The organism is Leclercia sp. 1548, from assembly GCF_050435045.1.
GTDB lineage: Bacteria > Pseudomonadota > Gammaproteobacteria > Enterobacterales > Enterobacteriaceae > Enterobacter > Enterobacter adecarboxylatus.
Genome location: NZ_JBNDJP010000006.1, coordinates 34,835 through 59,543 on the forward strand (window position 1 = coordinate 34,835; position 24,709 = coordinate 59,543).

At 59.2% G+C, this 24,709-nt stretch carries 23 protein-coding genes; 15 read left to right on the forward strand and 8 right to left on the reverse strand.

The window, feature by feature from the left end:
• The first annotated feature begins 12 nt into the window (after positions 1-12).
• The 5 genes from entD to ABIE02_RS16325 all read left to right on the forward strand — a co-directional run bounded on the left by entD (position 13) and on the right by ABIE02_RS16325 (position 4,970).
• Entirely contained in the window at positions 13-657 is a 645-nt protein-coding gene (gene entD, locus ABIE02_RS16305; protein WP_336994780.1) for an enterobactin synthase subunit EntD, read from the forward strand.
• A 135-nt stretch (positions 658-792) separates the two neighbouring features.
• On the forward strand, positions 793-1,734 hold the full coding sequence (locus ABIE02_RS16310; protein ID WP_032616973.1) for a D-ribose ABC transporter substrate-binding protein: 942 nt from the start codon (positions 793-795) through the stop codon (positions 1,732-1,734).
• Between the two features lie 11 nt (positions 1,735-1,745).
• Positions 1,746-2,354 carry a DUF2291 family protein gene (locus tag ABIE02_RS16315; RefSeq protein WP_059308547.1) on the forward strand — a complete coding sequence of 203 codons (609 nt, stop codon included), beginning with the start codon at positions 1,746-1,748 and terminating at the stop codon, positions 2,352-2,354.
• Positions 2,354-3,880, forward strand: a complete 1,527-nt coding sequence (locus ABIE02_RS16320; protein WP_336994781.1) for a sugar ABC transporter ATP-binding protein — start codon at positions 2,354-2,356, stop codon at positions 3,878-3,880. The genes ABIE02_RS16315 and ABIE02_RS16320 overlap by 1 nt, the downstream gene beginning before the upstream one ends.
• A gap of 1 nt (position 3,881) precedes the next feature.
• Positions 3,882-4,970, forward strand: coding sequence for an ABC transporter permease (locus ABIE02_RS16325; protein ID WP_032616970.1), 1,089 nt, complete (start codon positions 3,882-3,884; stop codon positions 4,968-4,970).
• A 787-nt stretch (positions 4,971-5,757) separates the two neighbouring features.
• Here ABIE02_RS16325 and ABIE02_RS16330 read toward each other — a convergent pair.
• Positions 5,758-6,711 carry a sugar-binding transcriptional regulator gene (locus ABIE02_RS16330; protein WP_032616967.1) on the reverse strand — a complete coding sequence of 318 codons (954 nt, stop codon included), beginning with the start codon at positions 6,709-6,711 and terminating at the stop codon, positions 5,758-5,760.
• Positions 6,712-7,007: 296 nt separating this feature from the next.
• Between ABIE02_RS16330 and ABIE02_RS16335 the strand changes: the two genes are divergently transcribed.
• The 4 genes from ABIE02_RS16335 to ABIE02_RS16350 are packed head-to-tail and all read left to right on the forward strand — an operon-like array spanning position 7,008 to position 11,748.
• Positions 7,008-7,838: a transketolase gene (locus tag ABIE02_RS16335; RefSeq protein WP_164539997.1), complete on the forward strand. Its 831-nt coding sequence runs from the start codon at positions 7,008-7,010 to the stop codon at positions 7,836-7,838.
• Entirely contained in the window at positions 7,831-8,781 is a 951-nt protein-coding gene (locus ABIE02_RS16340; protein ID WP_032616965.1) for a transketolase family protein, read from the forward strand. The genes ABIE02_RS16335 and ABIE02_RS16340 overlap by 8 nt, the downstream gene beginning before the upstream one ends.
• Before the next feature lie 34 nt (positions 8,782-8,815).
• Positions 8,816-10,234 carry an L-fucose/L-arabinose isomerase family protein gene (locus ABIE02_RS16345; RefSeq protein ID WP_059308548.1) on the forward strand — a complete coding sequence of 473 codons (1,419 nt, stop codon included), beginning with the start codon at positions 8,816-8,818 and terminating at the stop codon, positions 10,232-10,234.
• Between the two features lie 14 nt (positions 10,235-10,248).
• On the forward strand, positions 10,249-11,748 hold the full coding sequence (locus tag ABIE02_RS16350) for an FGGY family carbohydrate kinase (RefSeq protein WP_336994782.1): 1,500 nt from the start codon (positions 10,249-10,251) through the stop codon (positions 11,746-11,748).
• 96 nt (positions 11,749-11,844) lie between these two features.
• On the opposite strand, the gene ABIE02_RS16355 is transcribed toward ABIE02_RS16350, so the two are convergent.
• The 3 genes from ABIE02_RS16355 to ABIE02_RS16365 form a co-directional block, all read right to left on the reverse strand.
• Complete coding sequence (locus ABIE02_RS16355; RefSeq protein WP_032616956.1) at positions 11,845-11,997, reverse strand: Hok/Gef family protein; 153 nt, start codon at positions 11,995-11,997, stop codon at positions 11,845-11,847.
• A 376-nt stretch (positions 11,998-12,373) separates the two neighbouring features.
• A complete protein-coding gene (locus tag ABIE02_RS16360) occupies positions 12,374-12,526 on the reverse strand; it encodes a Hok/Gef family protein (protein ID WP_032616956.1) in 153 nt (50 codons plus the stop codon).
• 361 nt (positions 12,527-12,887) lie between these two features.
• Entirely contained in the window at positions 12,888-13,601 is a 714-nt protein-coding gene (locus ABIE02_RS16365) for a GNAT family N-acetyltransferase (protein ID WP_032616955.1), read from the reverse strand.
• Positions 13,602-13,811: 210 nt separating this feature from the next.
• On the opposite strand from ABIE02_RS16365, the gene ABIE02_RS16370 reads away from it, so the two are divergent.
• The 5 genes from ABIE02_RS16370 (at position 13,812) to ABIE02_RS16390 (ending at position 18,822) form a co-directional block, all read left to right on the forward strand.
• On the forward strand, positions 13,812-15,380 hold the full coding sequence (locus ABIE02_RS16370; RefSeq protein ID WP_155166417.1) for an ABC transporter substrate-binding protein: 1,569 nt from the start codon (positions 13,812-13,814) through the stop codon (positions 15,378-15,380).
• A 66-nt stretch (positions 15,381-15,446) separates the two neighbouring features.
• Complete coding sequence (locus ABIE02_RS16375; protein ID WP_032616953.1) at positions 15,447-16,469, forward strand: ABC transporter permease; 1,023 nt, start codon at positions 15,447-15,449, stop codon at positions 16,467-16,469.
• The gene (locus ABIE02_RS16380) at positions 16,469-17,302 is read left to right on the forward strand and encodes an ABC transporter permease (RefSeq protein WP_059308556.1); all 834 of its coding nucleotides are present in this window, start codon (positions 16,469-16,471) and stop codon (positions 17,300-17,302) included. The genes ABIE02_RS16375 and ABIE02_RS16380 overlap by 1 nt, the downstream gene beginning before the upstream one ends.
• A complete protein-coding gene (locus ABIE02_RS16385) occupies positions 17,295-18,131 on the forward strand; it encodes an ABC transporter ATP-binding protein (RefSeq protein ID WP_130589196.1) in 837 nt (278 codons plus the stop codon). Before ABIE02_RS16380 ends, ABIE02_RS16385 begins: the two co-directional genes overlap by 8 nt.
• A complete protein-coding gene (locus ABIE02_RS16390) occupies positions 18,118-18,822 on the forward strand; it encodes an ABC transporter ATP-binding protein (RefSeq protein WP_032616950.1) in 705 nt (234 codons plus the stop codon). The genes ABIE02_RS16385 and ABIE02_RS16390 overlap by 14 nt, the downstream gene beginning before the upstream one ends.
• Before the next feature lie 150 nt (positions 18,823-18,972).
• Here ABIE02_RS16390 and ABIE02_RS16395 read toward each other — a convergent pair whose 3' ends face one another.
• From ABIE02_RS16395 to ABIE02_RS16405, 3 genes are all read right to left on the reverse strand, one after another.
• Positions 18,973-19,455, reverse strand: a complete 483-nt coding sequence (locus ABIE02_RS16395; protein WP_032616949.1) for a cold-shock protein — start codon at positions 19,453-19,455, stop codon at positions 18,973-18,975.
• Between the two features lie 96 nt (positions 19,456-19,551).
• Positions 19,552-19,797 (reverse strand): YmjA family protein, encoded by a 246-nt coding sequence (locus ABIE02_RS16400; protein ID WP_032616948.1) that lies wholly within the window; start codon positions 19,795-19,797, stop codon positions 19,552-19,554.
• A 44-nt stretch (positions 19,798-19,841) separates the two neighbouring features.
• Positions 19,842-20,336 (reverse strand): GNAT family N-acetyltransferase, encoded by a 495-nt coding sequence (locus tag ABIE02_RS16405; protein WP_032616947.1) that lies wholly within the window; start codon positions 20,334-20,336, stop codon positions 19,842-19,844.
• A 165-nt stretch (positions 20,337-20,501) separates the two neighbouring features.
• Between ABIE02_RS16405 and ABIE02_RS16410 the strand changes: the two genes are divergently transcribed.
• On the forward strand, positions 20,502-21,623 hold the full coding sequence (locus tag ABIE02_RS16410; protein ID WP_155166416.1) for a YbdK family carboxylate-amine ligase: 1,122 nt from the start codon (positions 20,502-20,504) through the stop codon (positions 21,621-21,623).
• On the opposite strand, the gene ABIE02_RS16415 is transcribed toward ABIE02_RS16410, so the two are convergent.
• Positions 21,613-24,708, reverse strand: a complete 3,096-nt coding sequence (locus ABIE02_RS16415) for an efflux RND transporter permease subunit (protein ID WP_336994783.1) — start codon at positions 24,706-24,708, stop codon at positions 21,613-21,615. The two genes, ABIE02_RS16410 and ABIE02_RS16415, sit on opposite strands and share 11 nt — an antisense overlap.
• Between the last annotated feature and the right edge of the window lies 1 nt (position 24,709).

Sequence of the window (24,709 nt, forward strand, 5' to 3'; positions counted from 1 at the left end):
GCCGGGAAACTCATGCAAACCACGTACTCCACGTTTCTCCTCGCCGGGCGCACCGTCCATCAAATTACCTTCGATCCCGCGACCTTTACCGAGGCCGATCTTCTGTGGCTTCCTCATCATGAACAGCTGAGCAGTGCCGGGCGCAAGCGTAAAGCCGATCATCTCGCCGGGCGCATTGCCGCGTTCCATGCCCTGAACCGGCAAACCCTTCCCGGCATCGGCAGCAATGGCGAACCGCTGTGGCCTGCGGGTGTCTGCGGCAGCATTTCACACAGCGGTTCGCTGGCGGTGGCGATATGTCAGGAAAAGAGCCTGGTGGGCATCGATTGTGAAGCCATCATTGCCGAAAATGAAGCCCGCGACATTCAGGACGGCGTAGTCGATACCCAGGAGGCTCAACGGCTCGCGGAGAGCGATCTCCCCTTCGAGCTGGCCTTCACGCTCGCCTTCAGCGCGAAAGAGAGCCTGTTCAAAGCGCTGTTCCCCCGGGTGCAGACGTGGATGGGCTTCGAGAGTGCGCGTGTGACGGCGCTTACGTCCGACACCCTGACCTTAACCCTCACCTGCCCTCTGCCGCCCTTTGTACAAAATCAGGCATTTACCCTTCACTGGTGCCGCATCGACGCACAGGTTATCACCCTGATCTGTGATGCATAACGGCTCAGGATCGTGATCCTTTTCTCCTTTTAAACAAATTAGCTGCCTAAACCGTAGACAGTTTTAGCAGGCAGTCTTATCGTTACATTGAATAATAAATCATTATTGAATAAATATTCAATGTGGAGAAAAAGAATGAACACGACCTTTGTAAAATCCGCTTTACTGGCCTCAATGATCGCCGCTTCCGGTTCCCTGTTTGCCGCCGATAACGGACTCATTGCGATTATTACTCCCTCACACGACAACCCGTTCTTCAAGGCAGAAGCCGACGGCGCGGCAGCGAAGGCAAAAGAGCTGGGTTACACCACGCTTGTCGCCTCGCATGACGACGACGTGAACAAACAAAACCAGCTGATTGAGACCGCCATCGCCCGTAAAGCGAAAGCGATCATTCTGGACAACGCCGGGGCAGATGCCACCGTCGGTCCGCTGGAGAAGGCCAAAGCGGCAGGCGTCCCTGCCTTCCTGATCGATCGTGAAATCAACAAAACCGGTATTGCGGTGGCGCAGATTGTGTCGAACAACTATCAGGGGGCACAGCTGGGTGCAGAGAAGTTCGTGAAGCTGCTGGACGGCAAAGGCAAATACGTTGAGCTGCTGGGCCGTCCGTCGGACACCAACGCCCATGTGCGCTCCCAGGGTTACCACGATGTTCTGGACGACTACCCGGACATGAAGATGGTAGCGCAGCAGACCGCTAACTGGAGCCAGACCGAAGCCTTCACCCGTATGGAAGCCATTCTGCAAACCAACCCCGATATCGTCGGCGTGATCTCCGGTAACGACACCATGGCGCTGGGTGCTGAAGCGGCGCTGAAGGCCGCAGGTAAGAACAACGTGATTGTGGTCGGCTTTGACGGCAGCGACTACACCCGCGACTCGATCCTGAAAAACGGCAACATCAAAGCCACGGTCCTGCAACCGGGCTGGCAGCAGGCGCAGATGGCGGTGGAACAGGCGGATTACTACCTGAAAAACGGCAAAGCGCAAAAAGACGAGAAGCAGCTGATGGATTGCGTGCTGATCGATGAAACCAATGCCAGCAAGCTGAACCTGTTTAACCTCAGCAAATAAGCGGAGGCCGTATGCGTTTAACACAATGGGGCGCGGCGCTGACAGGCGCAGCCGCCCTGTTGCTGACGGCCTGCACGGTGGTGGATCTGGATGAGAACGGCAAGCCAATCATGCCTGCCGATCCCAACGCCAAAGCCAGCTTTGACAACCAGACACCCCAGCAGATCGCGCAACAAACCTGGCAGCCGCGGATCCTCGACGCCGCCAAAAATCATGCGCTGGATGCCAGCGCCCTTTCCACCCAGTTGAAAACGCCCTCTGACAAGCCGCAGAGCGTCTTTGTACGGCTGAGCGGCAAAGTGGAGCGCGTGGAAGCCAGCAATGCCAACGAGCAGAAACTGGTGATGACGGTGAACGGCCAGCCGCTTGAGATCCAGAGCGGCCCGGTGATGCGCGGTAACGCCATCCGCGACGCCGCCGGTTTCCGCTTCGATGAATTTACCAACCAGGTGCAGTATGCCCAGCTCTCCCGCGCCTTAAACCGCGAGGCGGTGAAGCATCTGCCCAAAGTGGATGACAGCTGGCGCGGCAAAAACGCCACCGTGCTGTTCGCCACCACCCTCACGGGCGGAAAAGCGAACGAGGCGGCGGCGCTGGAACTGAAACAGGAGGCACCGTGATGAGCGATAACCCGGCAGAGGACATTATCCTCAGCACCCAGGGCATCTCGATGCTGTTCCCCGGAACCGTGGCGCTGGATAAGGTCGATTACCGCGTCTGGCGCGGCAAAGTGAACGTCATTATCGGTGAGAACGGCGCCGGGAAATCGACGCTGATGAAAATCCTTGCCGGGGTGCAACAGCCCAGCCTTGGCGAGATGTGGCTCAACGGCAAACAGGTGGCGTTCTCCAGCACCCGCGATGCCGCCGCTCACGGCATTGGCATGGTGCACCAGGAGCTGAACCTGTTTGAGAACCTCAACGTGGCGGAAAACGTCTTCCTTGGCCGGGAGCTGCAAAAGGGCGTGACGCCGATCAACGAGGCGGAGCAGGAGTACCGCACCGCGGCGCTGCTGAAACGCCTCGATCAGCCCATCTCCCCGCGCGAGCTGGTTGGCAACCTGAAGGTGGGGCAGCAGCAGCTGATTGAGATCGCCAAGGCGCTGGCGGAGGACGCCGACATCCTGATCCTCGACGAGCCGACCTCGGCGCTCAGCAAAACCGAGGTGGAGATCCTGTTTCGGGTGATCCGCGAGCTGACCCGCCAGGGGGTTACCATCATCTATATCTCCCACCGGCTGGAAGAGCTGATGGCGATAGGCGATGTGATCACCATCCTGCGCGACGGCAAATTCCAGGCCGAGGCGAAGGTAGAGGATATCGACGTGCCGTGGATTGTGCGCGAGATGCTCGGTAGCGATCCGGTGAGCAATTTCCTCGAGCCGGGCCGCACCTTTGGCGCACCGGTGCTGGAGGCCGAACATATCACCTGCGTGAATGCTGCGGGCAACACGGTGGTCAACGACGTCAGCTTCCAGGTGAACGCCGGGGAGATTGTCGGTATTTACGGCCTGATGGGGGCCGGGCGTACCGAGCTGTTCGAGTGCATGCTCGGCACCGAGCGCAACTATCTGGGCAAGCTGTGGCTCGACAGCAAACCGGTGCCGCAGCGTTTAACCACCGCCGAGCGTATCCGCATGGGGATGAGCCTGGTGCCGGAAGACCGCAAACGAACCGGGATTTTCCCTGGTTCGTCGGTGGCCAGCAACCTGACCATCGCCAGCCTGTGGCGACGTTTGCAGCGCGGTTTCACCATTGCGCAGAAAGCGGAGCAGGAGGTCGTGGCCAGCACCATTGGCAATCTGTCGATCAAGGTCTCCACCCCGGAGGTGGAGATCCAGGCGCTCAGCGGCGGCAATCAACAAAAAGTGGTGATTGGCCGCTCGCTGCTGACCAATCCGAAGGTGCTGTTCCTTGATGAGCCGACGCGCGGCATTGACGTGGGCGCCAAAGCGGATGTGTTTCGCATGATGGTGCAGCTGTCGCAGCAGGGTATCGCGGTGGTGTTTTCCACCTCGGACCTGAAAGAAATTATGGCGGTATCGGACCGCATTCTGGTGATGTCCGGCGGCAAACTGACCGCCGATATTGTTCGCGATCGGGCCGATGAATCGGCACTGGTAACTGCAAGTGCTCAGGGGTTCTAAGATGAAAACAACACAGTCTGTCGCGCTGGTGCCGCAAAAAGGGGCCGCGCCTTCCCGGGAAAAACTGCTTCTGCTGTTGCTGAAAATGCGCACCTTCATTGCGCTGTTTTTAATTGTCGGCTTTTTCACCATGACCGTGCCGGGCTTTCTCTCCGCGGGCAGCCTGGTGATCATGATTAAGCATATCGCGATCAATGCGTTTCTGGCGCTGGGGATCACCTTCGTGATCATCACCGCCGGGATCGACCTGTCGATTGGGGCGACGCTGGGGCTGTGCGGGATGATCGCCGGGTGGATGATCACCAAAGGGATTGTGCTGCCGATGTTTGGCATCGCTATTTTCCCGAGCGTGTGGGTTATCGTGCCCGTCGTGCTGCTGATTGGCGCGCTTATCGGGGCGGTGAATGGCTGGATCATCACCCGCTATAACGTCGCCCCGTTCATTTGCACCCTTGGCACCATGTACGTGCTGCGCGGGGCCTCGATGCTCACCTCCGACGGCCAGACCTTCCCGGGCCTGTCCGGCAACCCGCAGTTGGGCAATACCGGCTTCGATGAGATTGGTGCCGGGACGCTGCTCGGTATTCCGTGGGCCATCTGGATGATGATTGTGCTGGCGCTGGTGATCGCCTACATCGCCCGCCGCCTGCCGTTTGGCCGCCACGTTTACGCCATTGGTGATAACGAGCGCGCCGCCGAGCTTTCCGGGGTGCGGGTGAAGCAGGTCAAAGTGCTGGTCTATACCCTGTCGGGGTTCTGCGCCGCCATCGCCGGGATTGTGGTCTCCGCGCAACTGCTGGCAAGCCACCCGGCCAACGGCACCGCGTTTGAGATGAACGCCATCGCCGCGGTGGTCCTGGGCGGCACCTCGCTGGCTGGCGGACGCGGCACCATTCTCGGCACGCTGATCGGCGCTTTTGTGATCGGCTTCCTGGCCGACGGCCTGGTGATGATGGGCGTTAGCGAGTTCTGGCAGATGGTGATCAAGGGGATTGTGATTATCGTTGCGGTGATTATCGACCAGATGCAAAACCGGATGCAGCAGAAAGCGGCGGTAGTGGCGCAAAAGGCGGTAATGGAGGGGAAATAGCGTCTGAATGGGCTTTAAGCCGTGTGACGGAGGCAAACGCAAAACGGCAACCCGGGTTGTGATGCCAGTCAGTTAAGCCTGGCGGGTTATTCCGTTCACCTCATGTTCAGCAGAACATGGCATTACACAACCCGTGAACGTGACAAGGGGGAATCAACACCCGTGCCACATTCAGGCGACTGAGAAGCGTGAGGGAGCGTGAATCCGGCTGAAAATCGCCGAAGCGTTGACCGCAGGCCGGGGCGAGGCGCAGGGACGCGCCGAGAGGCATAGCCTGCAGGGATGCAGGCTGGTGCCCGACCCGAAAGCCGGAGGGAATAAGCTGAGGGCACCGCGAAGCGGCGATTTTCTTTGCCGGGAGCCGGGGTAGCCAGGGGGGGTGGCGGCGAGCCCCCCTGGCACGTTCACGGGTGACGCGGCTGGCAGAGAAGTGCAGAACGTAAGGTGAACGGAACCACCACCTGAGTCGCATGTTCCCCTCACCCCAACCCTCTCCCCAAAGAGGAGAGGGAGCCGACCGTGCCAATTTGTTGTAGGGATCCCTCAGCCCACAGGGAGGTCGCATGTTCCCTCTCACCCCAACCCTCTCCCAAAAGAGGAGAGGGAGCCGACCGTGCCAATATTTTTGTAGGGATCCTCAGCCCACAGGGAGGCCGCATGTTCCCCTCACCCCAGCCCTCTCCCCAAAGAGGAGAGGGAGCCGACCGTGCCCATTTTTGTGGGGATCCCACCGCCATGTGGAAGAAGGCCAGGGTGAAAGCATCAGGCCGCACCGATCCCGGCTAACTTACGCCTCTTTCAACAAACTGCGCGCCGTCGGGTAGTCGGTGATTAACACATTGATGTAGTTCCCCTCCAGCGCCCCGCGGATGGCGTTGCCTTTTTCGGCGCCACCGGCCAGGGCAATCACCTGCGGACAGGCGCGGATCTGCGCCAACTCCATCCCGATCACCGGGTCCTCTTCCGGGCTCAGAACCGGCTCGCCGTTGGCGTCGTAATAATGCAGGCAGATATCCCCTACCGCCCCGCGTTCGGCCAGCAGTTTGAGCATGTCCTCGTTGTAGTAGTTACCGGAGTTTTTCAGCAGCTGCGAAGGCTCCAGCTCGCCGATGCCGACAATCGCCACATCCACTTCCGCGAATTTGCTCACCACGCCCGCCACGTCCGGGCTGCTCACCAGGCGCGCACGCTCTTCAACCGAATGCTCAATACTTTGCGACGGCAGCAGCCACGCCGGGCAACCGAGGTGCGCCGCCAGCTGCTGGGTGAGGATGGTCGCCTGCACGTTGCCATTCGGCCCTACCCCGCCGAGCAGCTGGATCACCCCGGCGGCACGGATATTCTGCGGGTGCATCTCATCCACCATGCAGCGGATAGTGCTACTCCAGGAGGAGATCCCCACCAGGTCTTCCGGGCGCAGGCGGGTTTCAACATAGTGCGCCGCCGCACTGCCGATGGCGTGTTTAATCTGAGCGTTGGAGGGGTTCTCCCCCACGTCCACCACGATGGCCTGGCGGATGCCGTACTGCTCTTCCAGCGCCTTTTCCAGCGAGACAAAAATGTTGGTGGGCTGGACGACGGTAATTTTTACCAGCCCCTCTTTCTGGCAGCGCGTCAGCGCCCGCGACACAAAAGATTGCGAGAGATGCAGTAGCGAGGCAATCTCGGACTGCTTTTTATTCTCGCTGTAATACAGTGTGGCGATCTTGACCAGTAATCGCTGTTCATCCTGCTTCGACATAACGTTCCCCTTAATCGGCTGCCGTTATTTTTATTCATCACTGAATATTTAACAAGCAAGCGCCGGTACGATCCCACGGGCAAATGTGATCCTTTTCTCCTTTCTTCGAAATTTGCCCGCTCAAAGCGTAGACAAACCCCGGGGCAAGGCATATCTTACATTACATGAATAATAAATCAGCATTGAATATATATTCAAAGCGGTCATAACTCCCTGCTGTGACAATGAGAACAGGGAAATAACGCACCCGGCTGGAATAATTATTCACAATAGATTATAAATTCAGGAGGTATGTTATGAATCCGTTTTCGCTCTCCATCGCGGAGCTTGAATCCCGGGCGCGCTCGATACGTCGCCGGATCATCGTGCTGAATGCCGAAAGCCCGGCGGGCGGCCATACCGGCGCCGATCTTTCGCAGGTTGAACTGCTCACCGCCCTCTACTTCCGCATTCTGAACTGCTCCCCGCAGCTGAAGGACAGCGATGAACGCGATATCTACATCCAGTCGAAAGGCCACGCGGTAGGCGGCTATTACTGCGTGCTGGCCGAGGCCGGGTTTATCCCGGTCGAGTGGCTGTCCACCTATCAGCATGCCGACTCTCACCTGCCTGGCCACCCGGTCAAACACAAAACCCCCGGTATTGAGCTGAATACCGGCGCGCTGGGGCATGGCCTGCCGGTGGCGGTGGGGATCGCGCTGGCCGCGAAACGCAACAACAGCAAACGCCGGGTGTTTGTGGTAACCGGCGACGGTGAACTGGCGGAAGGCAGCAACTGGGAAGCCGCGCTGGTGGCTGCCCATTACCAGCTGGATAACCTGTTTATTATCAATGACAAAAACAACCTGCAACTGGCTGGCTCCACCAAAGAGATCCTCAATACCGATCCGCTGGATGCGAAGTGGAAAGCCTTTGGCCTGGAGGTCACCGGCTGTAACGGTAATGACATGGCGGATGTGGTCGCCACGCTTGAAGGCCTGAAGCCCAACGGCAAACCGCATGTCGTGATCGCCCATACCACCAAAGGCGCGGGGATCTCGTTTATTCAGGGACGGCCTGAATGGCACCACCGCGTGCCGAAAGGGGAAGAAATTGAACTGGCGCTGGAGGAACTGAAAGATGAGTAATAGCGAACACCTCGCCACGGTGATGGTTAATGCCTTTATTGATGCCGTCGATCGCGGCGTGGACCTGGTCCCGGTGGTGGCAGACTCCACCTCCACGGCAAAAATCGCCCCGTTTATGCAGCGTTTTCCGGGCCGCCTGGTGAACGTCGGCATCGCCGAGCAGACGCTGGTCGGTGCCGCAGCCGGGCTGGCGATTGGCGGCAAGATCGCCGTCACCTGTAACGCCGCGCCGTTTTTGATCTCCCGCGCTAACGAGCAGATCAAAGTCGATATCTGCTACAACAACACCAACGTGAAGCTGTTCGGTCTGAACGCGGGTGCCAGCTACGGCCCGCTCGCCAGCACCCACCACAGCATCGACGATATCGCCATTATGCGCGGCTTCGGCAATATCGAAATTTACGCCCCCTCCAGCCCAAACGAATGCCGCCAGATCATTGACTACGCGCTCGACCACGTGGGGCCGGTCTATATCCGTCTGGATGGGAAAAACCTGCCGGAGCTGCATGACGAGAATTACCAGTTTGCCCCAGGCAAGATTGACGTCCTGCGTGTGGGCCAGGATGTGGCGCTGGTGGCAATGGGTTCCACCGTACATGAAATAGTGGAAGCCGCCGCACAACTCGCGGAAGAAGGTATTGACGCCACTGTTATCAGCGTTCCATCTATTCGTCCCTGTGATACCCAACAGTTACTGGCAGCCATGCGATCCTGCAAGGCGGTGGTGAGCGTCGAGGAGCATAACGTCAACGGCGGCGTCGGCAGCCTGGTGGCGGAAGTGCTGGCCGAAGCCGGATGCGCCGTGCCGCTGAAACGGCTGGGGATACCGGATGGACAATACGCGATTGCCGCCGACAGAGCGTCAACGCGGGCACGCCATGAGATTGATGTCGCGGGGGTGGTGAAACACGCCCGGGAAATGCTGACGCGACAACTTTGCTGAAAATAACAACAACATCTTACTGGAGAAAAAAGCAATGTCCCGAATTCCTCAACAACTCACAATGGGCGTGATCATCGGCAACCGCGGATTTTTCCCGAGCTATCTGGTGGCAGAGGCACGCGAGCAGGCAATTGCCCTGTTTGGCCGCCTGGGGATCAACACCGTGATGCTCGATCCCAGCCAGACCGAACTGGGCGGCGTCGAAACCCGTCAGGATGCGAAAGTCTGCGCCGAGCTGTTTCGTGCCCATCGCGATCGTATTCACGGTGTGGTGGTGCTGCTGCCTAACTTTGGTGATGAAAAAGCGGTGGCGGAAACCCTGCGTCTCTCCGGCCTGAACGTGCCGGTGCTGGTACAGGCCGAGGAAGACAACCTCGACAAGATGGGGCTGGCGACCCGCCGCGACAGCTTCTGCGGCAAGATCTCCCTGTGCAACAACCTGCGCCAGTATGGCATTCCCTTTACCCTCACCTCCCAGCATGTTTGCGCCCTGACCGGGGAGGTGTTTGAGCAGGATCTGAAGCGTTTCGAGCAGGTGTGCCGCGTGGTAAGCAGCATGCGAGGGGTGCGCGTGGGGGCCATCGGTGCCCGTCCGGCAGGCTTTAACACCGTGCGCTACAGCGAGAAGCTGCTGGAACGCCTCGGCATTGCCGTGGAAACCCTCGACCTGTCTGAAGTCTTCACCCGCATTAAAACCCTGCGCGATGACGATATCCGCGTGGATGAAAAACGCCGGATCCTGATCGACAACGCCGACGCCAGCCGCATTCCGGCCGACAAGCTGGTGACCATGGCGAAGCTGTTTGTGGTGATCAGCGAGTGGGTGGTCGCTAACGACATCGACACTACCGCTATCCAGTGCTGGACCTCCCTGCAGGAGAACCTCGGCATTAACGTCTGCTCGATCATGAGCGTAATGTCCGGCCAGCTGATGCCGAGCGCCTGCGAAGTGGACGTGATGGGGGCGCTCTCTATGTACGCTCTGGCAAGCAGCAATATGAATCCCGCCTCGATTGCCGACTGGAACAACAATTTCGGCGACGATCGCGACAAATGTGTCCTGTTCCACTGCGGTAACTTCGCCGCCTCCAGCCTGGAATCGCCACATATGGGCACCGCCGACATCATCGGCACCACGGTGGGGAAAGAGAACACCTGCGGCGCGGTCCACGGTCGTCTGAAAAGCGGCCCGCTCACCTACTTCCGCCTGAGCACCGACGATCTCACCGGGGAAATCAAAGCCTATGTAGGCCAGGGCCAGTCGGTAGACGATCCGCTGGATACGGTGGGCTGCCGGGCGGTGATTCAGGTTCCACATCTGGAAAACCTGCTGAACTGGATCTGCCGCAACGGTTTTGAGCATCACGTGGCGATGAACCACTCCGCCAGCGCGGAGATCCTGCATGAAGCCTTCACCCGCTACCTTGGCGTCTCAACCTATCTTCATCGTTAAGGCAGGAGGCCGCTATGTCGGTGAACAAGGACATTATTATTGCCCTCGATGAGGGCACCACCAATGCGAAAGCGGTGGCGCTGGACGCAAAGGGGCACGTCGTGGCGAGCTTCTCCCAGGCGCTGGCGATCCAGACCCCACACGAAGGCTGGGTAGAGCAATCCGCCGAACTGCTGGTGGCGGCCTCTTTCGAGGTAGTCGCCCGGACGATTGCCTCCGTCGGGGCAGATCGCGTTGCTGCGCTGGCAATCAGCAACCAGCGCGAAACCGTGGTGGGCTGGGATCGGGCAACCGGCCAGCCTATTGCGCCTGCGCTCAGCTGGCAGTGTTCCCGCACCGCGGCCTTTTGTCATCAACTGCGGGAACAGGGCCATGGACCACGCATCAAGGCGGCAACGGGCCTGCCCATCGCGCCGCTGTTTTCAGGCTCCAAAATGCGCTGGCTGCTGGATAACACGCCCGACGGCGCACAGCGCGCCGCCCGGGGTGAAATCTGCCTGGGCACCGTAGACAGCTGGCTGCTGTGGCAGTTGACGCAGGGTCAGTCCTTCAGCTGCGACCACGCTAACGCCGCCCGCACCCAGCTGATGAACCTGCATACCGCCGACTGGGACCCGGATATGCTGGCGCTGTTTGGCATCCCGCGTGCGGCGCTGCCTGATATCAAACCTTCCAGCGGGCTGTTTGGTTATACCCGCGGTTGCCCGTCGATCCCTGACGGACTGCCGGTGATGGCGATGATCGGTGATTCCCACGCCGCGCTGTTTGCCCACGGGCTGGGCGCTGAAGGCTGCGTGAAAGCAACCTACGGCACCGGGTCGTCGGTAATGGCACCGGTCTCCTCCGCGCACTGCGATGTCAGCGCGCTGGCCACCACCGTGGCGTGGCATGACGGCGAGACCCTGGTCTACGGGCTGGAGGGCAATATTCCCCACACCGGCGATGCGGTGGCATGGATGGCAGATAGCACCGGCTTGAGTGAGCTGTCGCAGGCAGAGCTGATCCATGAGCTGAACACCCTGCCCCGCTCGGTGGATTCCACGCTTGGCGTCTATTTTGTGCCAGCGCTTACCGGCCTCGGGGCACCCTGGTGGGATGAAAACGCACGCGGCATGATCCATGGCCTGAGCCGGGGCGTGAAGCGGGCGCACCTGATCCGTGCGGCGCTGGAGGCAATTGCCTATCAGATTGCTGACGTGGTGCAGGCGATGCGCGTCCATCCGGGCTTTACGCTGAACGCGCTGATGGTTGACGGCGGGCCAACGAAAAACGACTGGCTGATGCAGTACCAGGCGGATCTGCTTGGCTGCCCGGTGATGCGCAGTGACGTGCCGGAACTCTCAGCCATGGGAGCCGCCCTGCTGGCCCGTAAGGCGCTGTTTAACCTGACTACCGCGCAGCTGCGCCAGTATCTGCCGGAGCATGTCACTTTTACCCCGGATATGGCGCGCCACGCCCGACTGCAGACCCGCTGGCAAGCCTGGCAGGAGACGGTTGAGCGGGTGCGGACGTAAAAATGCCCCGCCTGGTGATAAGCCAGACGGGGCAAAAAAACGGGTGCCTGTACCAAACCGACAACCGGATAGGCGGGGATTACTCCCCGCATACCGCTACTTCTTCGTTTCGTAAGCGAGAACAGCTTTCACTTCCCAGTCACGCTCCTTAAAGCTCAGCTCGCACAATGTCTCGCGAACCAGAAACGTGACCCCCAGCACGGTTAAACCCATTACCAGGATCGCCGCAAAGGCGTACTTGTTAAGCATGTCATTGCCTCCTTGCTAAGAAGGGGCTACCATCCAAATTGCTTAGGTTTGGTTGTGGTAGCCCCGGTTGATGGAAACATCTCCGGGGCATTTGCTTTCTGGCCCACCACACCTGCCTGCGCTCAGAAAGCATCAGGCACCCGCCGCAATACTACTCCTTCCCGGGCTGAAAAACCGCCACTTAACTGTACATTCATCCAGTCAAGATCATCTTTCAGAATACGTTTAGATCGCAGGAAAAATTGACCTTAGGGTGGCCGCCCGAGAAAGGCAGAAATAAAAATGCCCCATCTGGCGATACACCAGACGGGGCAAAAAAACGGGTGCCCGAACCAAACCGACAACCGGATAGGCGGGGATTACTCCCCGCATACCGCTACTTCTTCGTTTCGTAAGCGAGAACAGCTTTCACTTCCCAGTCACGCTCCTTAAAGCTCAGCTCGCACAATGTCTCGCGAACCAGAAACGTGACCCCCAGCACGGTTAAACCCATTACCAGGATCGCCGCAAAGGCGTACTTGTTAAGCATGTCATTGCCTCCTTGCTAAGAAGGGGCTACCATCCAAATTGTTCAGGTTTGGTTGTGGTAGCCCCGGTTGATGGAAACATCTCCGGGGCATTTGCTTTCTGGCCCACCACACCTGCCTGCGCTCAGAAAGCATCAGGCACCCGCCGCAATACTACTCCCTCCCGGGCTGAAAAACCGCCACTTACCTGTGCATTTATCCAGTCAAAATCATCTTTCAGAAAACGTTTAGATCGCAGGAAAAATTGACCTTTGGGTGGCCGCCCGAGAAAGGCAGAAATAAAAATGCCCCGTCTGACGATTAATCAGACGGAGCAATACAGCTAAAGAGACTTTTCAGAATACGTTCAGATTGCCGGAAAAATCAGGCCGTTTCCGGGCGAATATGAAATGTCTCCAGCCGCCTGATTTGCCGTCCATCCTCATCAAAATTATCCGCTGCCAGCCAGCCGCGAATGGCTGCGTCCCGTTCCGGCCATTCGCTGTCGATTATCGACAGCATATCGCTGTCGCGGTTGCGGCCTTTGCGCACCAGTTTCTGCCGCAGCCGCCCTTCCCAGACAAAGCCCAGCCGCTCAGCGGCACGACGCGAGGCAATATTCATCGAATCGCACTTCCACTCCAGCCGACGGTAGCCCCGTTCAAAGCCATACTTCAGCAGCAGCCATATTGCTTCGGTGCCGAGCGGGCTGTTTTTCATTTTCCGCGACCAGGTGACATGACCAATCTCCACCGAGCCGAGCTGCTGTTCAATCGCCATATAGCAGACCAGCCCGACGGCGCGCTCGCTGTGGCGATCGATCACCGCAAAGGGCACCAGTGCTTCATCCTGCACTTTGCCCTGCAACCAGTCGACGGTGGCTTCTATGCTGGCAGGCTGATTACTGGCAAGCCAGGTCCAGTCGCTGTCATCGCCCAGGGCGTAGGCGTCAAACAGATCCACCCCATGCTGTGCCGCATCCAGCGGCTCAAGACGACAAAACCGCCCTTCCAGCACGCCACGCTCTAATACGCTGGCCCCTTGCCAGTCGGGAACAGGATCGTTAACGGTTTGACCCCAGCTATTGATTTCCGGCACGCTCTACCCCTTTTTATTGTTAACAGATTGTTATTTTTACAATACAGGATTGCCTGCTTAACAGTAACGCTGCCTTTACTAATAACCATAAATAATTCGTTATGCGCTATGGTAATAAGCTAAGCAGAATTAAGACTTTCCTAAATTCAGCTTGCCCCCCTAACGTAACGGTCTATAAAACAATCAAAAACAAGACGTTCAGGGATCACTATGACAAAAAAAGTACTGCCGTTACTGGTGCTGGCTGCGCTGTCAGCAACCGTCCATGCCGCTACGCCACCGGATACGCTGGTGGTTGCTCAGGGTCTTGATGACATCGTGAGCCTCGATCCGGCAGAAGCCAATGAGCTTTCCAGCATCCAGACCGTGCCGAGCCTGTATCAACGTCTGGTGCAGCCGGACCGCGACAACCCGGAAAAAATAACCCCGATTCTGGCCGAAAGCTGGGAAGCGGATGCGGCCGCAAAAACCCTGACCATTAAGCTAAAACCGGACGCGAAATTTGCCTCCGGCAACCCGCTGCGCCCGGAAGATGTCATCTTCTCGTATACCCGCGCCATCACCCTGAACAAGTCTCCGGCCTTTATTCTTAACGTGCTGGGCTGGGAGCCGGGCAACATCGCCAGCCAGTTGAAGAAGGTGGATGACCACACCCTGCAGCTGCACTGGACGGCAGACGTCAGCCCGTCCGTTGCGCTGAACATCCTCTCTACGCCAATCGCTTCCATCGTGGACGAGAAGTTAGTCACGGCGAACGTAAAGGGTGATGACCTTGGCAACGCATGGCTGAAGATGCACTCTGCGGGCAGCGGCGCGTATAAAATGCGCGTCTATCAGCCGCATCAGGCCATCGTGTTAGAAGCCAACGCCAGCGCACCGGGCGGCGCGCCGAAGCTGAAAAACATCATTATCAAAAATGTGCCAGATCCCGCCTCCCGTCGCCTGCTGATTGAGCAGGGTGATGCCGATGTCGCCCGCGATCTCGGTGCCGACCAGGTGGGTGCCCTCACCGGCAAGCCGGGCGTCAGCGTCTTGAGCATCCCCTCTGCGGAACAAAACTACCTGGTGTTTAACGCCGGGAACAGCGCCAACCCGCTGCTGAATAACCCGGCCTTCTGGGAAGCGTCACGCTGGCTGGTGGATTATGAAGGCATCACCAAAGATCTGCTGAAAGGCCAGTATTTTGTCCACCAGAGCTTCCTGCCGGTAGGCCTGCCGGGCGCGCTGGAGAACAATCCGTTCAGATTTGATCCCGCAAAAGCGAAAGAGATTCTGGCTAAAGCGGGTATCAAAGACGCCCACTTCACGCTGGACGTAGAGAACAAACCGCCGTTTATCACCATCGCCCAGTCAATGCAGGCGAGCTTTGCCCAGGGCGGCGTGAAGGTTGATCTGCTGCCAGCAGCGGGCAGCCAGGTGTATGCCCGCGTGCGCGCTAAACAGCACCAGGCCGCCATCCGTCTGTGGATCCCGGATTATTTTGATGCGCACTCCAATGCCAGCGCCTTCGCCTGGAACGACGGCAAATCCAGCACCGTGGCCGGGCTTAATGGCTGGCAGATCCCGGAGCTGAACAAAGCCACGCTGGCGGCGGTAGCCGAGCCGGATCCAGCCAAACGCCTCGACCTGTATAAGCAGATGCAGGAGCAACTGCAGCACACATCGCCGTACGTGTTTGTCGATCAGGGCAAAACCCAGATCGTGGTGCGCGATAACGTGAAGGGTTATCAGCAGGGGCTGAATGCGGATATGGTCTGGTACGACCGCGTAACGAAGTAAGTTTTCCCCCTCTCCCCCTGGGGAGAGAGGAAGCCCGTGCTCTCATTCAGGAATAACGATTTTCCCATGCCTCCTCTTTCTACCCACGTGGCACGCGTTTTACAGGGCCTGCTGACCCTGTTCCTCACGCTGCTCGGGCTTTTGCTCGTGACCTTTGCGCTCTCCGCGCTCTCGCCGGTCGATCGCGTTTTGCAGATCGTTGGCGATCACGCCAGCCAGTCCACCTACGATCAAGTTCGCCACCAGCTTGGGCTGGATCAGCCGTTGCCGGTGCAGTTCTGGCACTATCTGGTTGATCTTGTGCACGGCGATCTCGGTACCGCCAGCGCCACCGGGCAACCGGTACTCCAGGACCTACTGCACGCCTTCCCGGCGACCCTTGAGCTGGCTACTCTGGCGTTAATTCTCGGTTCCCTGCTGGGAGTCATGGCGGGGGTGCTGTGCGCCCGGTACGCCGGTTCGCCGCTCGATATGGTTATCCGCACGCTTACCCTGCTCGGTAACTCGGTGCCCATTTTCTGGCTCGGGCTACTGATGCTGGCGCTGTTCTACGCGAAGCTGCAGTGGAGCGCCGGGCCAGGTCGGCTGGATGATATCTGGCAATACACCGTCGAACCGCGCAGCGGATTTGCGCTGATCGACACCTGGCTTTCCGGCGACATGGCGGCCTTCAAAAATGCCGCCAGCCATCTGGTGCTGCCGGTGCTGCTCCTGGCCTACTACTCACTGGCGAGCATCACCCGCCTGACCCGCTCGGCGTGCCTGAGTGAGATGAATAAAGAGTACATCCTGCTGGCACGCGCCAAAGGGGCGGGCGAAATGACCATCCTGCTGCGCCACGTGCTGCCCAATATTCGCAGCACCCTGTTCACCGTGATTGCGCTGGCCTACACCAGCATGCTGGAAGGGGCGGTGTTAACGGAGACCGTGTTCTCGTGGCCGGGGATTGGTCGTTACCTCACGACCGCCCTGTTCGCCGGGGATACCACCGCTATCATGGGCGGGACGCTGCTGATCGGCGTCTGTTTCGTGCTGATTAATAACCTGACCGACCTGCTGGTGCGGTTCACTGACCCGAGGGTGCGCTGATGCCGTTTTATCTGTTTTTGCGTCGTCTGCGCCGCTCGCCAGCGGCATCTTGTGGGCTAATCATTATTACCCTGCTGCTGCTGGTGGCGCTGTTCGCCCCGTGGCTGGCTCCGCTGGATCCGAACTGGCAGGACGCCGCCGCCCGTCTGCAACCCCCGAATGCCCAACACTGGCTTGGCACCGACAGCTACGGGCGTGACCTGCTTTCAAGGCTGATCTACGGTAGCCGACCGGCGCTGGGGCTGGTGGCCTTAGTGACGGTCATTACCTTGCCCGCGGGCCTGCTGGTGGGGATTTTGTCAGGTTACTACGGCGGCTGGCTGGAGCGGGTGCTGATGCGCTTCACCGACGTGGTGATGTCGATGCCGCGGCTGATCCTCGCCTTTGCTTTTGTCGCCATGCTCGGCCCGGGGCTGGTTAACGGCGCGCTGGCGCTGGCGTTAACCACCTGGCCCGCTTACGCTCGTCAGGCGCGCAGCGAGATCCAGCGCCTGCGTCACAGCGACTATCTGGCCGCCGCCGAGATGATGGGCATTCGCGGTTTTCGCCTGCTGTTGGGGCACATTCTGCCGCTGTGCCTGCCCTCGGCCATTGTGCGGCTGGCGCTCGATCTGGCGGGAATTATCCTCGCAGCGGCCGGGCTGGGCTTCCTCGGTCTGGGCGCGCGTCCACCGATGGCTGAATGGGGGGCGATGATCGCGGACGGGATGCAGGTCATTTTCGATCAGTGGTGGATTGCCGCCATTCCGGGCGGGGCGATCCTGATTGCCAGCCTGGCCTTTAATCTGCTGGGCGACGGCCTGCGCGACGTGCTGGAGCCACAACATGACTGAACCACGCATTATTGTCGATTCCCTGACGATTGATTATCCCGCCGCACGGGTCGTCAACAACGTCAGCTTTACCCTGGGCAATGAACGCCTGGCGGTGGTCGGGGAGTCCGGCTCGGGCAAGTCGATGACCGCCCGGGCGCTGATGGGGCTGGTGCGAACGCCAGGCCGGGTCAGCGCACAACAGCTCACTGTGCTGGGGCACGACCTTACCACCCTGTCGCCACGCGGCTGGCGACAGTTGCGCGGCAATGAGATTGCGATGGTGCTTCAGGATCCGCGCTACGCCCTCAACCCGGTGAAAAACGTGCAGGCGCAGCTGGATGAAGCATTAACCCTGCACCAGTCGCTGCCGCGCCGGGAGCGTGTGGCACGCATCCGCGAGATGATTCACGCTGTGGGTCTGACCGACGCGGTGCTGAGCCGCTATCCGGGGGAGCTCTCTGGCGGTATGGGCCAGCGGGTGATGATCGCCATCGCGCTTATCAACAACCCACGGGTGCTGATTGCCGATGAACCGACCTCTGCGCTTGATGCACGCTTGCGGAATCAAATCCTTGAGCTGCTGGTAGAGCAGTGCGCGCAACGCCAGATGGCGATGCTGCTGATTAGCCACGATCTGCCGCTGGTAGCGGAACATTGCGACCGCGTGCTGGTGATGTATCAGGGGGAGAAGGTGGATGAGATGGCGGCGAGTCAGCTTTCCCAGGCCACCCATCCCTATACGCAGACGCTGTGGACCTGCCGCCCTGATGCCAGCACTTTCGGGCAGATGCTGCCGACGCTCGACCGCACTCAGCCGTGGAAGGAGACACCTCATGGCACTCGTTAATGTAGAACAGCTTCAGGTGACTTTCGGTGAGAAAACGGCGGTCTCTGCGGCCAGCTTTGCGATTGAGCCAGGCGAAACCTTCAGCCTGATTGGTGAATCGGGCTGCGGAAAATCGACCATTCTGCGGGTGCTGGCCGGGCTGCAGCGCCAGTGGCACGGCAACATTCAGGTGCTGGGCGACCGGCTCCAGCCCGGGATGCGCTTTACCGGCGCGCTGCGGCGCAACGTGCAGATGGTCTTTCAGGACCCCTGGGCCTCGCTGCATCCGAACCACACCCTGTCACGCACCCTGGGGGAGCCGTTACAGATCCACGGTGAAACGCAGATCGCAGAAAAGGTGGCGGAGGCGCTGCAGCAGGTGGGGCTGACCGCCGACGCGGGCAAGCGCTATCCCCACCAGCTCTCCGGCGGACAACGTCAGCGCGTGGCGATTGCCCGGGCGCTGCTGTTACGCCCTCAGCTTCTGCTGCTGGATGAACCCACCTCGGCGCTGGATATGTCGGTGCAGGCGGAGATCCTTAACCTGCTGAATCGCCTGAAAAAGCAGCACGGAATGACCTATCTGTTGGTTAGCCATGACGCGGATGTGATTGCCCATATGTCAGACCGGGCCGCGTTTATGGCGGGTGGCGCGATCGCGCGTTTCTTTGACCGCGAAGCCTTAAACGCGGGTGAACATCGGATGAAATAGCGGCAAAGCCTTGCGGCGCTTACGCGGGCTGGAAGGTAAAAGCAAAACGGCGACCAGGTCGCCGTTTTTAGGGTTCGCGCACCCGGTGAGTGCCACGGGGTGAGAGCATCAGGCCGCACTTTCTCAGGCCGGGTAACGCCAGCCGGCAGATTACTTCAGGCTCTGCAGCTGTTTCACCGTGGCATCGATGTCGATCTCATCTTCTGAGAAGATGAACGTTCTGCCCGAGAAAGTGGTGATCGCCAGCTTTTTCACCGAACGCATCTCCCCGGCTTTCGCGGTTGATTTCGGGGCGATATTGCCCATCAGGCTCTTCACCGTCAGCACCCCGTTTTCTTTATCAATCCGGGCTTCGGCAGGCTCTTCTTCGCGGTACACCAGGTACGACTTGATGGCGGTAATTTTATGACGCTCGCCATCAAGGAAGATGTATTTGCTTTCCGGTATGACTTTTACCGCAAACGCTGACAAACCCTTGTTGTTGGTGGTAGGTTCAAACGTCACTGCGGCATCTTTCTTAATCAGATCAGGGTTGGCGACCTTAATCACGTGAAAATAGCGGTTATCGCCGTTTTCATCTTTGATAAATCCAAAACCCTTATCTGCAAACCACGTCGTGATTGTTCCGTTCATCGCCTTTACCACCTGATTAATCGTTTACCAACTCAATTTTTGCCGCGCGCAGTGTAAAGCACAACGCCTGCACAGACTATGCCTTTCATGCAGGAACTACTCATTACCCCACTGATTGAGGAAATTGGCGATATCATCGATGCGCTTCGTGTCGATACCCGCTTCGACTGCCATCTCGGTCTGCGCCTCTTCGCTGATCTCTTCGTTATTCATCAGACGGGTGATCAACAGCTGGAAATAGAGCGCCAGGGGATCGCGTTCTGCTTCGCTCACCGGCGTTGCGGCTTCCGTCGTGTACTCATCCACGATGTCATAATATTTAATCGGTACGTCGTTGCTCATGCGTTATCCTCAGGATGTCGGTTGCTGCCTGGATAATAGCATCCTCAGGTCCTTTTTTCCGCGAGACCCACAATAGACTTGCTCATGTTGACGCCCGTAACCCCAAAACCGCTGGTCTCGTAGAGGTGCCGGGCACGAGCATTATCACCTGCCACACGCAGTCTGATCTCCTTGAAACCCTGCTCGCGCAGATGCGCTTCCAAATCGCGAAGCGTCTGTTTACCCAGCCCCTGCCCCTGACAGGCTGTGAAAATATGAAAATCATAGATAAACACTGAACGCATCATCGTATCGGGTTTGTACCAGAGATAACCGACCTGCCTGTTGGTCTGATCTATCGGCGCAACAAGAGAGCATAAAACGTGTCCATGCGTATTCACGCCCTCAGGAAGCATTTCGGCGATTTCCTGCTTTGCTCTGGCAAGCGAATCAGGTTGAGAGAGCCCATAGTTTGACCCGATCTCATCGGCATAATCGTGAATAAAATAGTCAAGATAAGCAGGATACTCATCTTCTGTCAGCGGACGAAATGAGACCATCGCTTACTCCGTAGTGTTCATAATCAGGGCGATATTAATAACGATAAGGCCGCTGAAACGTCAATATGATTAGCTTTTGAACCCGGTCGGGTTTCGTTGCTATGGGGAAAAGGTGAACGTCACCCGTTGTCTATACTCATCTGATAACAGACAACGGAGTGCGCTATGCCTTTACCCGACTTTCATTCCTCTGAACCTTTCACCCTTGGCGTTGAACTCGAACTGCAGGTGGTTAACCCGCCAGGCTACGATTTAAGCCAGGACTCCTCTGCCCTGATCGACGCCGTGAAAAATGACATTAAAGCTGGTGAGGTGAAGCACGATATCACCGAAAGCATGCTCGAGATCGCGACCGGCGTGTGCCACGACATCGACCAGGTGGCAGCGCAGTTCTCCGCCATGCAGCAGAGCATTTTGCGCGCAGCGGCGAAGCACCATATTCAGATTTGCGGCGGCGGCACCCATCCGTTTCAGAAATGGCAGCGTCAGCAGGTGTGCGAAGACGAGCGCTATAACGTGACGCTGGAGCGCTTTGGTTATCTGATTTTGCAGGCGACGGTGTTCGGCCAGCACGTCCATGTGGGATGTCGCACCGGCGATGAGGCCATCTACCTGCTGCACGGCCTGTCGCGCTTTGTGCCGCACTTTATCGCCCTGGCGGCCAGTTCACCCTATATGCAGGGCACCGACACGAAGTTTGCCTCATCGCGGCTCAATATCTTCTCCGGTTTCCCGGACAACGGCCTGATGCCGTGGGTCAACAGCTGGCAGGAGTTCGAAGGGCTGTTCCGTCGCCTGAGCCACACCAGCATGATCGACAGCATTAAAGATCTGCACTGGGACATTCGCCCCAGCCCCCATTTTGGCACGGTGGAGGTGCGGGTGATGGATACGCCGCTCACCCTCGCCCATGCCATTAATATCGCCGGGCTGATCCAGGCCACGTCGCACTGGCTGCTGACCACACGCCCCTATAAGCATCAGGAAAAAGATTTTCTGCTGTACCGTTTTAACCGTTTTCAGGCCTGTCGTTACGGACTGGACGGGATCCTGACGGACGTGCATACCGGGGAGCAGAAAACCATCGCCGAAGATCTCACCTGGCTGCTGGAGCAAGTCGCGCCGTCTGCGGAGAAGCTGGGGGCGTCGAGTGCGATTCAGGAAATTACCCTGATGCTCAAACAGGGCAAGAGCGAGGCGCAGCGCATGCGGGACTTTATCGCAGACGGTGGCTCGCTCATCTCCCTGGTGCAAAAACATGCCGAGTTGTGGGCCACTAGCCCGTAAGCCGATGCCCCCACTCGCGCAGGCGCTGGAACAGCACAAACAGCGCCGGGATAAAGACTATCCCCACCACGGTGGCGACAAGCATGCCGCTGAACACCGTGGTGCCGATGATGCGACGGCTCTGGGCGCCCGCCCCGGTCGCCAGCATCATCGGTAATACCCCGATAATGAACGATACTGCGGTCATCATCACCGCCCGGAAGCGACGGGAGGCCCCTTCCCTCGCGGCATCCACTATCGCCCTGCCCGCCATACGCTGCGCACGGGCAAACTCAACGATAAGAATCGCGTTCTTCGCGGCCAGGGCGATTAACAACACCAGGCCGATCTGCACGTAAACATCGTTGGCGTACCCGGCCGCCCACAGCCATACCAGCGCCCCGCCGATGGCGAACAGCACCGAAAGCATTACGCTTGCCGGTAATGTCCAGCTCTCGTACTGGGCGACAAGAAACAGCCACGCCATGACCACCGCTGCCAGCACAATCCAGATCGCCTGGTTCCCGGTCTGCTGCTCCTGATACGACATACCGCTCCAGGCGTAGTCATATCCGGCTGGCAGGTTCTGCGCCAGAATCTCACCCATCACTGCCATCGCCGTGCTGCTGCTTACCCCTTCAGCTGCCGAACCGCTTACCGACACGGACGGGAACTGGTTGTACTGCTGCAGGAAAGGTGCGCCAACGGTGGGGGTGATGGTCACGAGGTTACTCAGGCGTACCCGCTCGCCGTTATTGCTGCGCACGAACAGCTCGCTGATTTGCTCCGCCCGCTCGCGCCACTGCATCTCGTTTTGCATGACCACGTGGTAGACGCGGTTGTTGACGCTGAAATCCCCGGCACGCGTGCCGCCAAAGGCGGTCTGCAGGCTGCTGAAGATGCGAGAGACGGGCATATCAAGACGGGCGGCACGCTCGCGATCGACGGTCAGCGTCAACTGTGGCACGTTGCTGCTCCAGGTAGTGAATACCCGGCTCAGCTGCGGATGCTGGTTGGCTTTTGCCAGCACCTGGCGGGTGACGCGCTCCAGCTCCACCGGGCTTTGTCCTGCCTGGGCCTGTATGCGCAGGTCGAAACCTGAGGCGTTCCCCAGCCCCGGTAGCGTCGGCGGCGCGAAGGTCATGATGGTCGCTTCCGGCAACGCCAGCAGCTGGCGCTGAAGCGTGCCCATCACCTCGTCCAGGGTTGGACGCTCGCTCCAGTCTTTTAGCATCACGGAGATAAACCCACCGTTGGAGGCGCTGGTGCCGTTGAGAATGTTAAACCCGGAGACCTGAATCACATCGTCCACCGCCGGATGTTGTGCAATCAGCGCCCGGGCCGTCGCCATCACCGCTTCGGTGCGTTCCAGCGAGGCCGACTCCGGCAACTGAACGCTGGCAAAGAAGTAGCCCTGATCCTCCTGGGGCAGGAAGCCTTTTGGCATCGACATAAAGCTGAATGCCACCACGACGGCAGCGCCTGCGGTTGCCAGCAGCGCCAGCCACGGGCGCAAGGTAAACAGGCTCAGGATTCGAGTGTAAAAGTTGCGCGTGGCATCCAGCCCGCGGTTGAAGGCGCGGTAGACTGCCGCCGGGCGCGCAGGGCGCGGGCGCAGCAGCATCGCGCACAGGGCAGGCGTCAGGGTCAGCGCCACCAGGCTTGAGAGCGTGACGGTGGTCGAGAGCGTCACCGCAAACTGGCGGTACAGCTCACCGACAATCCCCGGCAGCAGCGCCACCGGGATAAATACCGCCAGCAGCACCAGGGTGGTGGCAATCACCGGCCCGGCAATCTGGCGCAGCGCCTGCGCGGTCGCCGCCGTGCGGCTCTGCCCTTCCGCCATCAGCGTTTCAACACTTTCTACCACCACGATGGCGTCATCCACCACCATGGTCAGCGCCAGAATAAGGGCGAACAGGCTCAGCGTGTTGGCGGAGTAGCCGAGCGTATAGAGCACGGCAAACGTGCCCACCAGCGACACCGGGATCGCCAGCGCGACAATCAGCGTGGCGCGCCAGCTCTGCAGGAACAGGGAGACCACCACCACCACGGCCAGCAGGGTTAACGTCAGCGAAACGCCAATCTCTTTGATGGTCGCGGCAACAAACTGCGTGGTATCGAATTTGACTTCGTAGACCAGGTCGTCCGGGAAGCGCGTCGAGAGATGCTCCAGCTCAGTACGCACCGCATCGGCCACCCGCAGGGCGTTGGCGGACGGCGTGGGGTAGATGGCGAGATAGGCGGAGTCATGCCCGTTCAGCTGTGCGCCCGCGCTATAGCTGCGCGAGCCGAGTTCGATGCGGGCGACATCTTTCAGGCGCACCAGCTGGCCCATCTCACCGACGCGGATAATGATATCGGCAAAGTCTTCCGCCTGATTTAAACGCCCCAGCCCGTTGATGGTCAGGGTCTGCTGCTGACCGTTAAACACTGGCGGCGTGCCCACCTGGCCTGCCGCCCCCTGCACGTTCTGCTCGCGCAGCGCCTGCGCCACGTCGTCGGTGGTCACGTTGAGAGCGTTCATGCGATCCGGTCGCAGCCAGATGCGCATGCTGTAGTCCCGTGCGCCAAACAACTGCACCTGCCCCACGCCCGGCAAACGCGACAGCGCCTCACGCACATGGGTGCTGGCGTAGTTGCTGACCAGCAGCGGCGTGTGGGTGTTATCCGGGGAGTAAAGACTTACCCCCATCATCAGGTTGGTGGCGCGCTTGCGCACCTGTACGCCGTTTTGCTGTGCCTCGGCGGGGAGTTGCGCCACGGCCTGCGCCACGCGGTTTTGAACATCGATGGCAGCCAGATCCGGGTCGGTGCCCGCCGCAAAGGTGATATTCAGGCTGTAGGTGCCCTCGTCGGAACTGGTGGACTCCATATAGAGCATGTGATCCACGCCGTTAAGCTGGGTCTCCAGCGGTGTGGCGATGGCCTCCGCCACGTCAGCCGAGCTGGCTCCCGGCCAGGACGCACTGACATTCACCACCGGGGGCGTGATCTGCGGATACTGCTCTACCGGAATAATTCTCAGCGCGATGGCCCCCAACAGGGTTATCACCAGCGCAATCACCATCGCGAAGCGCGGGCGTTTGATGAAAAACGTCAGCATG

What these genes read in the sequence shown, in the direction of transcription:
- entD (WP_336994780.1), top strand. Translation starts at nt 13, where the DNA reads ATGCAAACCACGTACTCCACGTTTCTCCTCGCCGGGCGCACCGTCCAT.
- ABIE02_RS16310 (WP_032616973.1), top strand. Translation starts at nt 793, where the DNA reads ATGAACACGACCTTTGTAAAATCCGCTTTACTGGCCTCAATGATCGCC.
- ABIE02_RS16315 (WP_059308547.1), top strand. Translation starts at nt 1,746, where the DNA reads ATGCGTTTAACACAATGGGGCGCGGCGCTGACAGGCGCAGCCGCCCTG.
- ABIE02_RS16320 (WP_336994781.1), top strand. Translation starts at nt 2,354, where the DNA reads ATGAGCGATAACCCGGCAGAGGACATTATCCTCAGCACCCAGGGCATC.
- ABIE02_RS16325 (WP_032616970.1), top strand. Translation starts at nt 3,882, where the DNA reads ATGAAAACAACACAGTCTGTCGCGCTGGTGCCGCAAAAAGGGGCCGCG.
- ABIE02_RS16330 (WP_032616967.1), bottom strand. Translation starts at nt 6,711, where the DNA reads ATGTCGAAGCAGGATGAACAGCGATTACTGGTCAAGATCGCCACACTG.
- ABIE02_RS16335 (WP_164539997.1), top strand. Translation starts at nt 7,008, where the DNA reads ATGAATCCGTTTTCGCTCTCCATCGCGGAGCTTGAATCCCGGGCGCGC.
- ABIE02_RS16340 (WP_032616965.1), top strand. Translation starts at nt 7,831, where the DNA reads ATGAGTAATAGCGAACACCTCGCCACGGTGATGGTTAATGCCTTTATT.
- ABIE02_RS16345 (WP_059308548.1), top strand. Translation starts at nt 8,816, where the DNA reads ATGTCCCGAATTCCTCAACAACTCACAATGGGCGTGATCATCGGCAAC.
- ABIE02_RS16350 (WP_336994782.1), top strand. Translation starts at nt 10,249, where the DNA reads ATGTCGGTGAACAAGGACATTATTATTGCCCTCGATGAGGGCACCACC.
- ABIE02_RS16355 (WP_032616956.1), bottom strand. Translation starts at nt 11,997, where the DNA reads ATGCTTAACAAGTACGCCTTTGCGGCGATCCTGGTAATGGGTTTAACC.
- ABIE02_RS16360 (WP_032616956.1), bottom strand. Translation starts at nt 12,526, where the DNA reads ATGCTTAACAAGTACGCCTTTGCGGCGATCCTGGTAATGGGTTTAACC.
- ABIE02_RS16370 (WP_155166417.1), top strand. Translation starts at nt 13,812, where the DNA reads ATGACAAAAAAAGTACTGCCGTTACTGGTGCTGGCTGCGCTGTCAGCA.
- ABIE02_RS16375 (WP_032616953.1), top strand. Translation starts at nt 15,447, where the DNA reads ATGCCTCCTCTTTCTACCCACGTGGCACGCGTTTTACAGGGCCTGCTG.
- ABIE02_RS16380 (WP_059308556.1), top strand. Translation starts at nt 16,469, where the DNA reads ATGCCGTTTTATCTGTTTTTGCGTCGTCTGCGCCGCTCGCCAGCGGCA.
- ABIE02_RS16385 (WP_130589196.1), top strand. Translation starts at nt 17,295, where the DNA reads ATGACTGAACCACGCATTATTGTCGATTCCCTGACGATTGATTATCCC.
- ABIE02_RS16390 (WP_032616950.1), top strand. Translation starts at nt 18,118, where the DNA reads ATGGCACTCGTTAATGTAGAACAGCTTCAGGTGACTTTCGGTGAGAAA.
- ABIE02_RS16395 (WP_032616949.1), bottom strand. Translation starts at nt 19,455, where the DNA reads ATGAACGGAACAATCACGACGTGGTTTGCAGATAAGGGTTTTGGATTT.
- ABIE02_RS16400 (WP_032616948.1), bottom strand. Translation starts at nt 19,797, where the DNA reads ATGAGCAACGACGTACCGATTAAATATTATGACATCGTGGATGAGTAC.
- ABIE02_RS16405 (WP_032616947.1), bottom strand. Translation starts at nt 20,336, where the DNA reads ATGGTCTCATTTCGTCCGCTGACAGAAGATGAGTATCCTGCTTATCTT.
- ABIE02_RS16410 (WP_155166416.1), top strand. Translation starts at nt 20,502, where the DNA reads ATGCCTTTACCCGACTTTCATTCCTCTGAACCTTTCACCCTTGGCGTT.
- ABIE02_RS16415 (WP_336994783.1), bottom strand. Translation starts at nt 24,708, where the DNA reads ATGCTGACGTTTTTCATCAAACGCCCGCGCTTCGCGATGGTGATTGCG.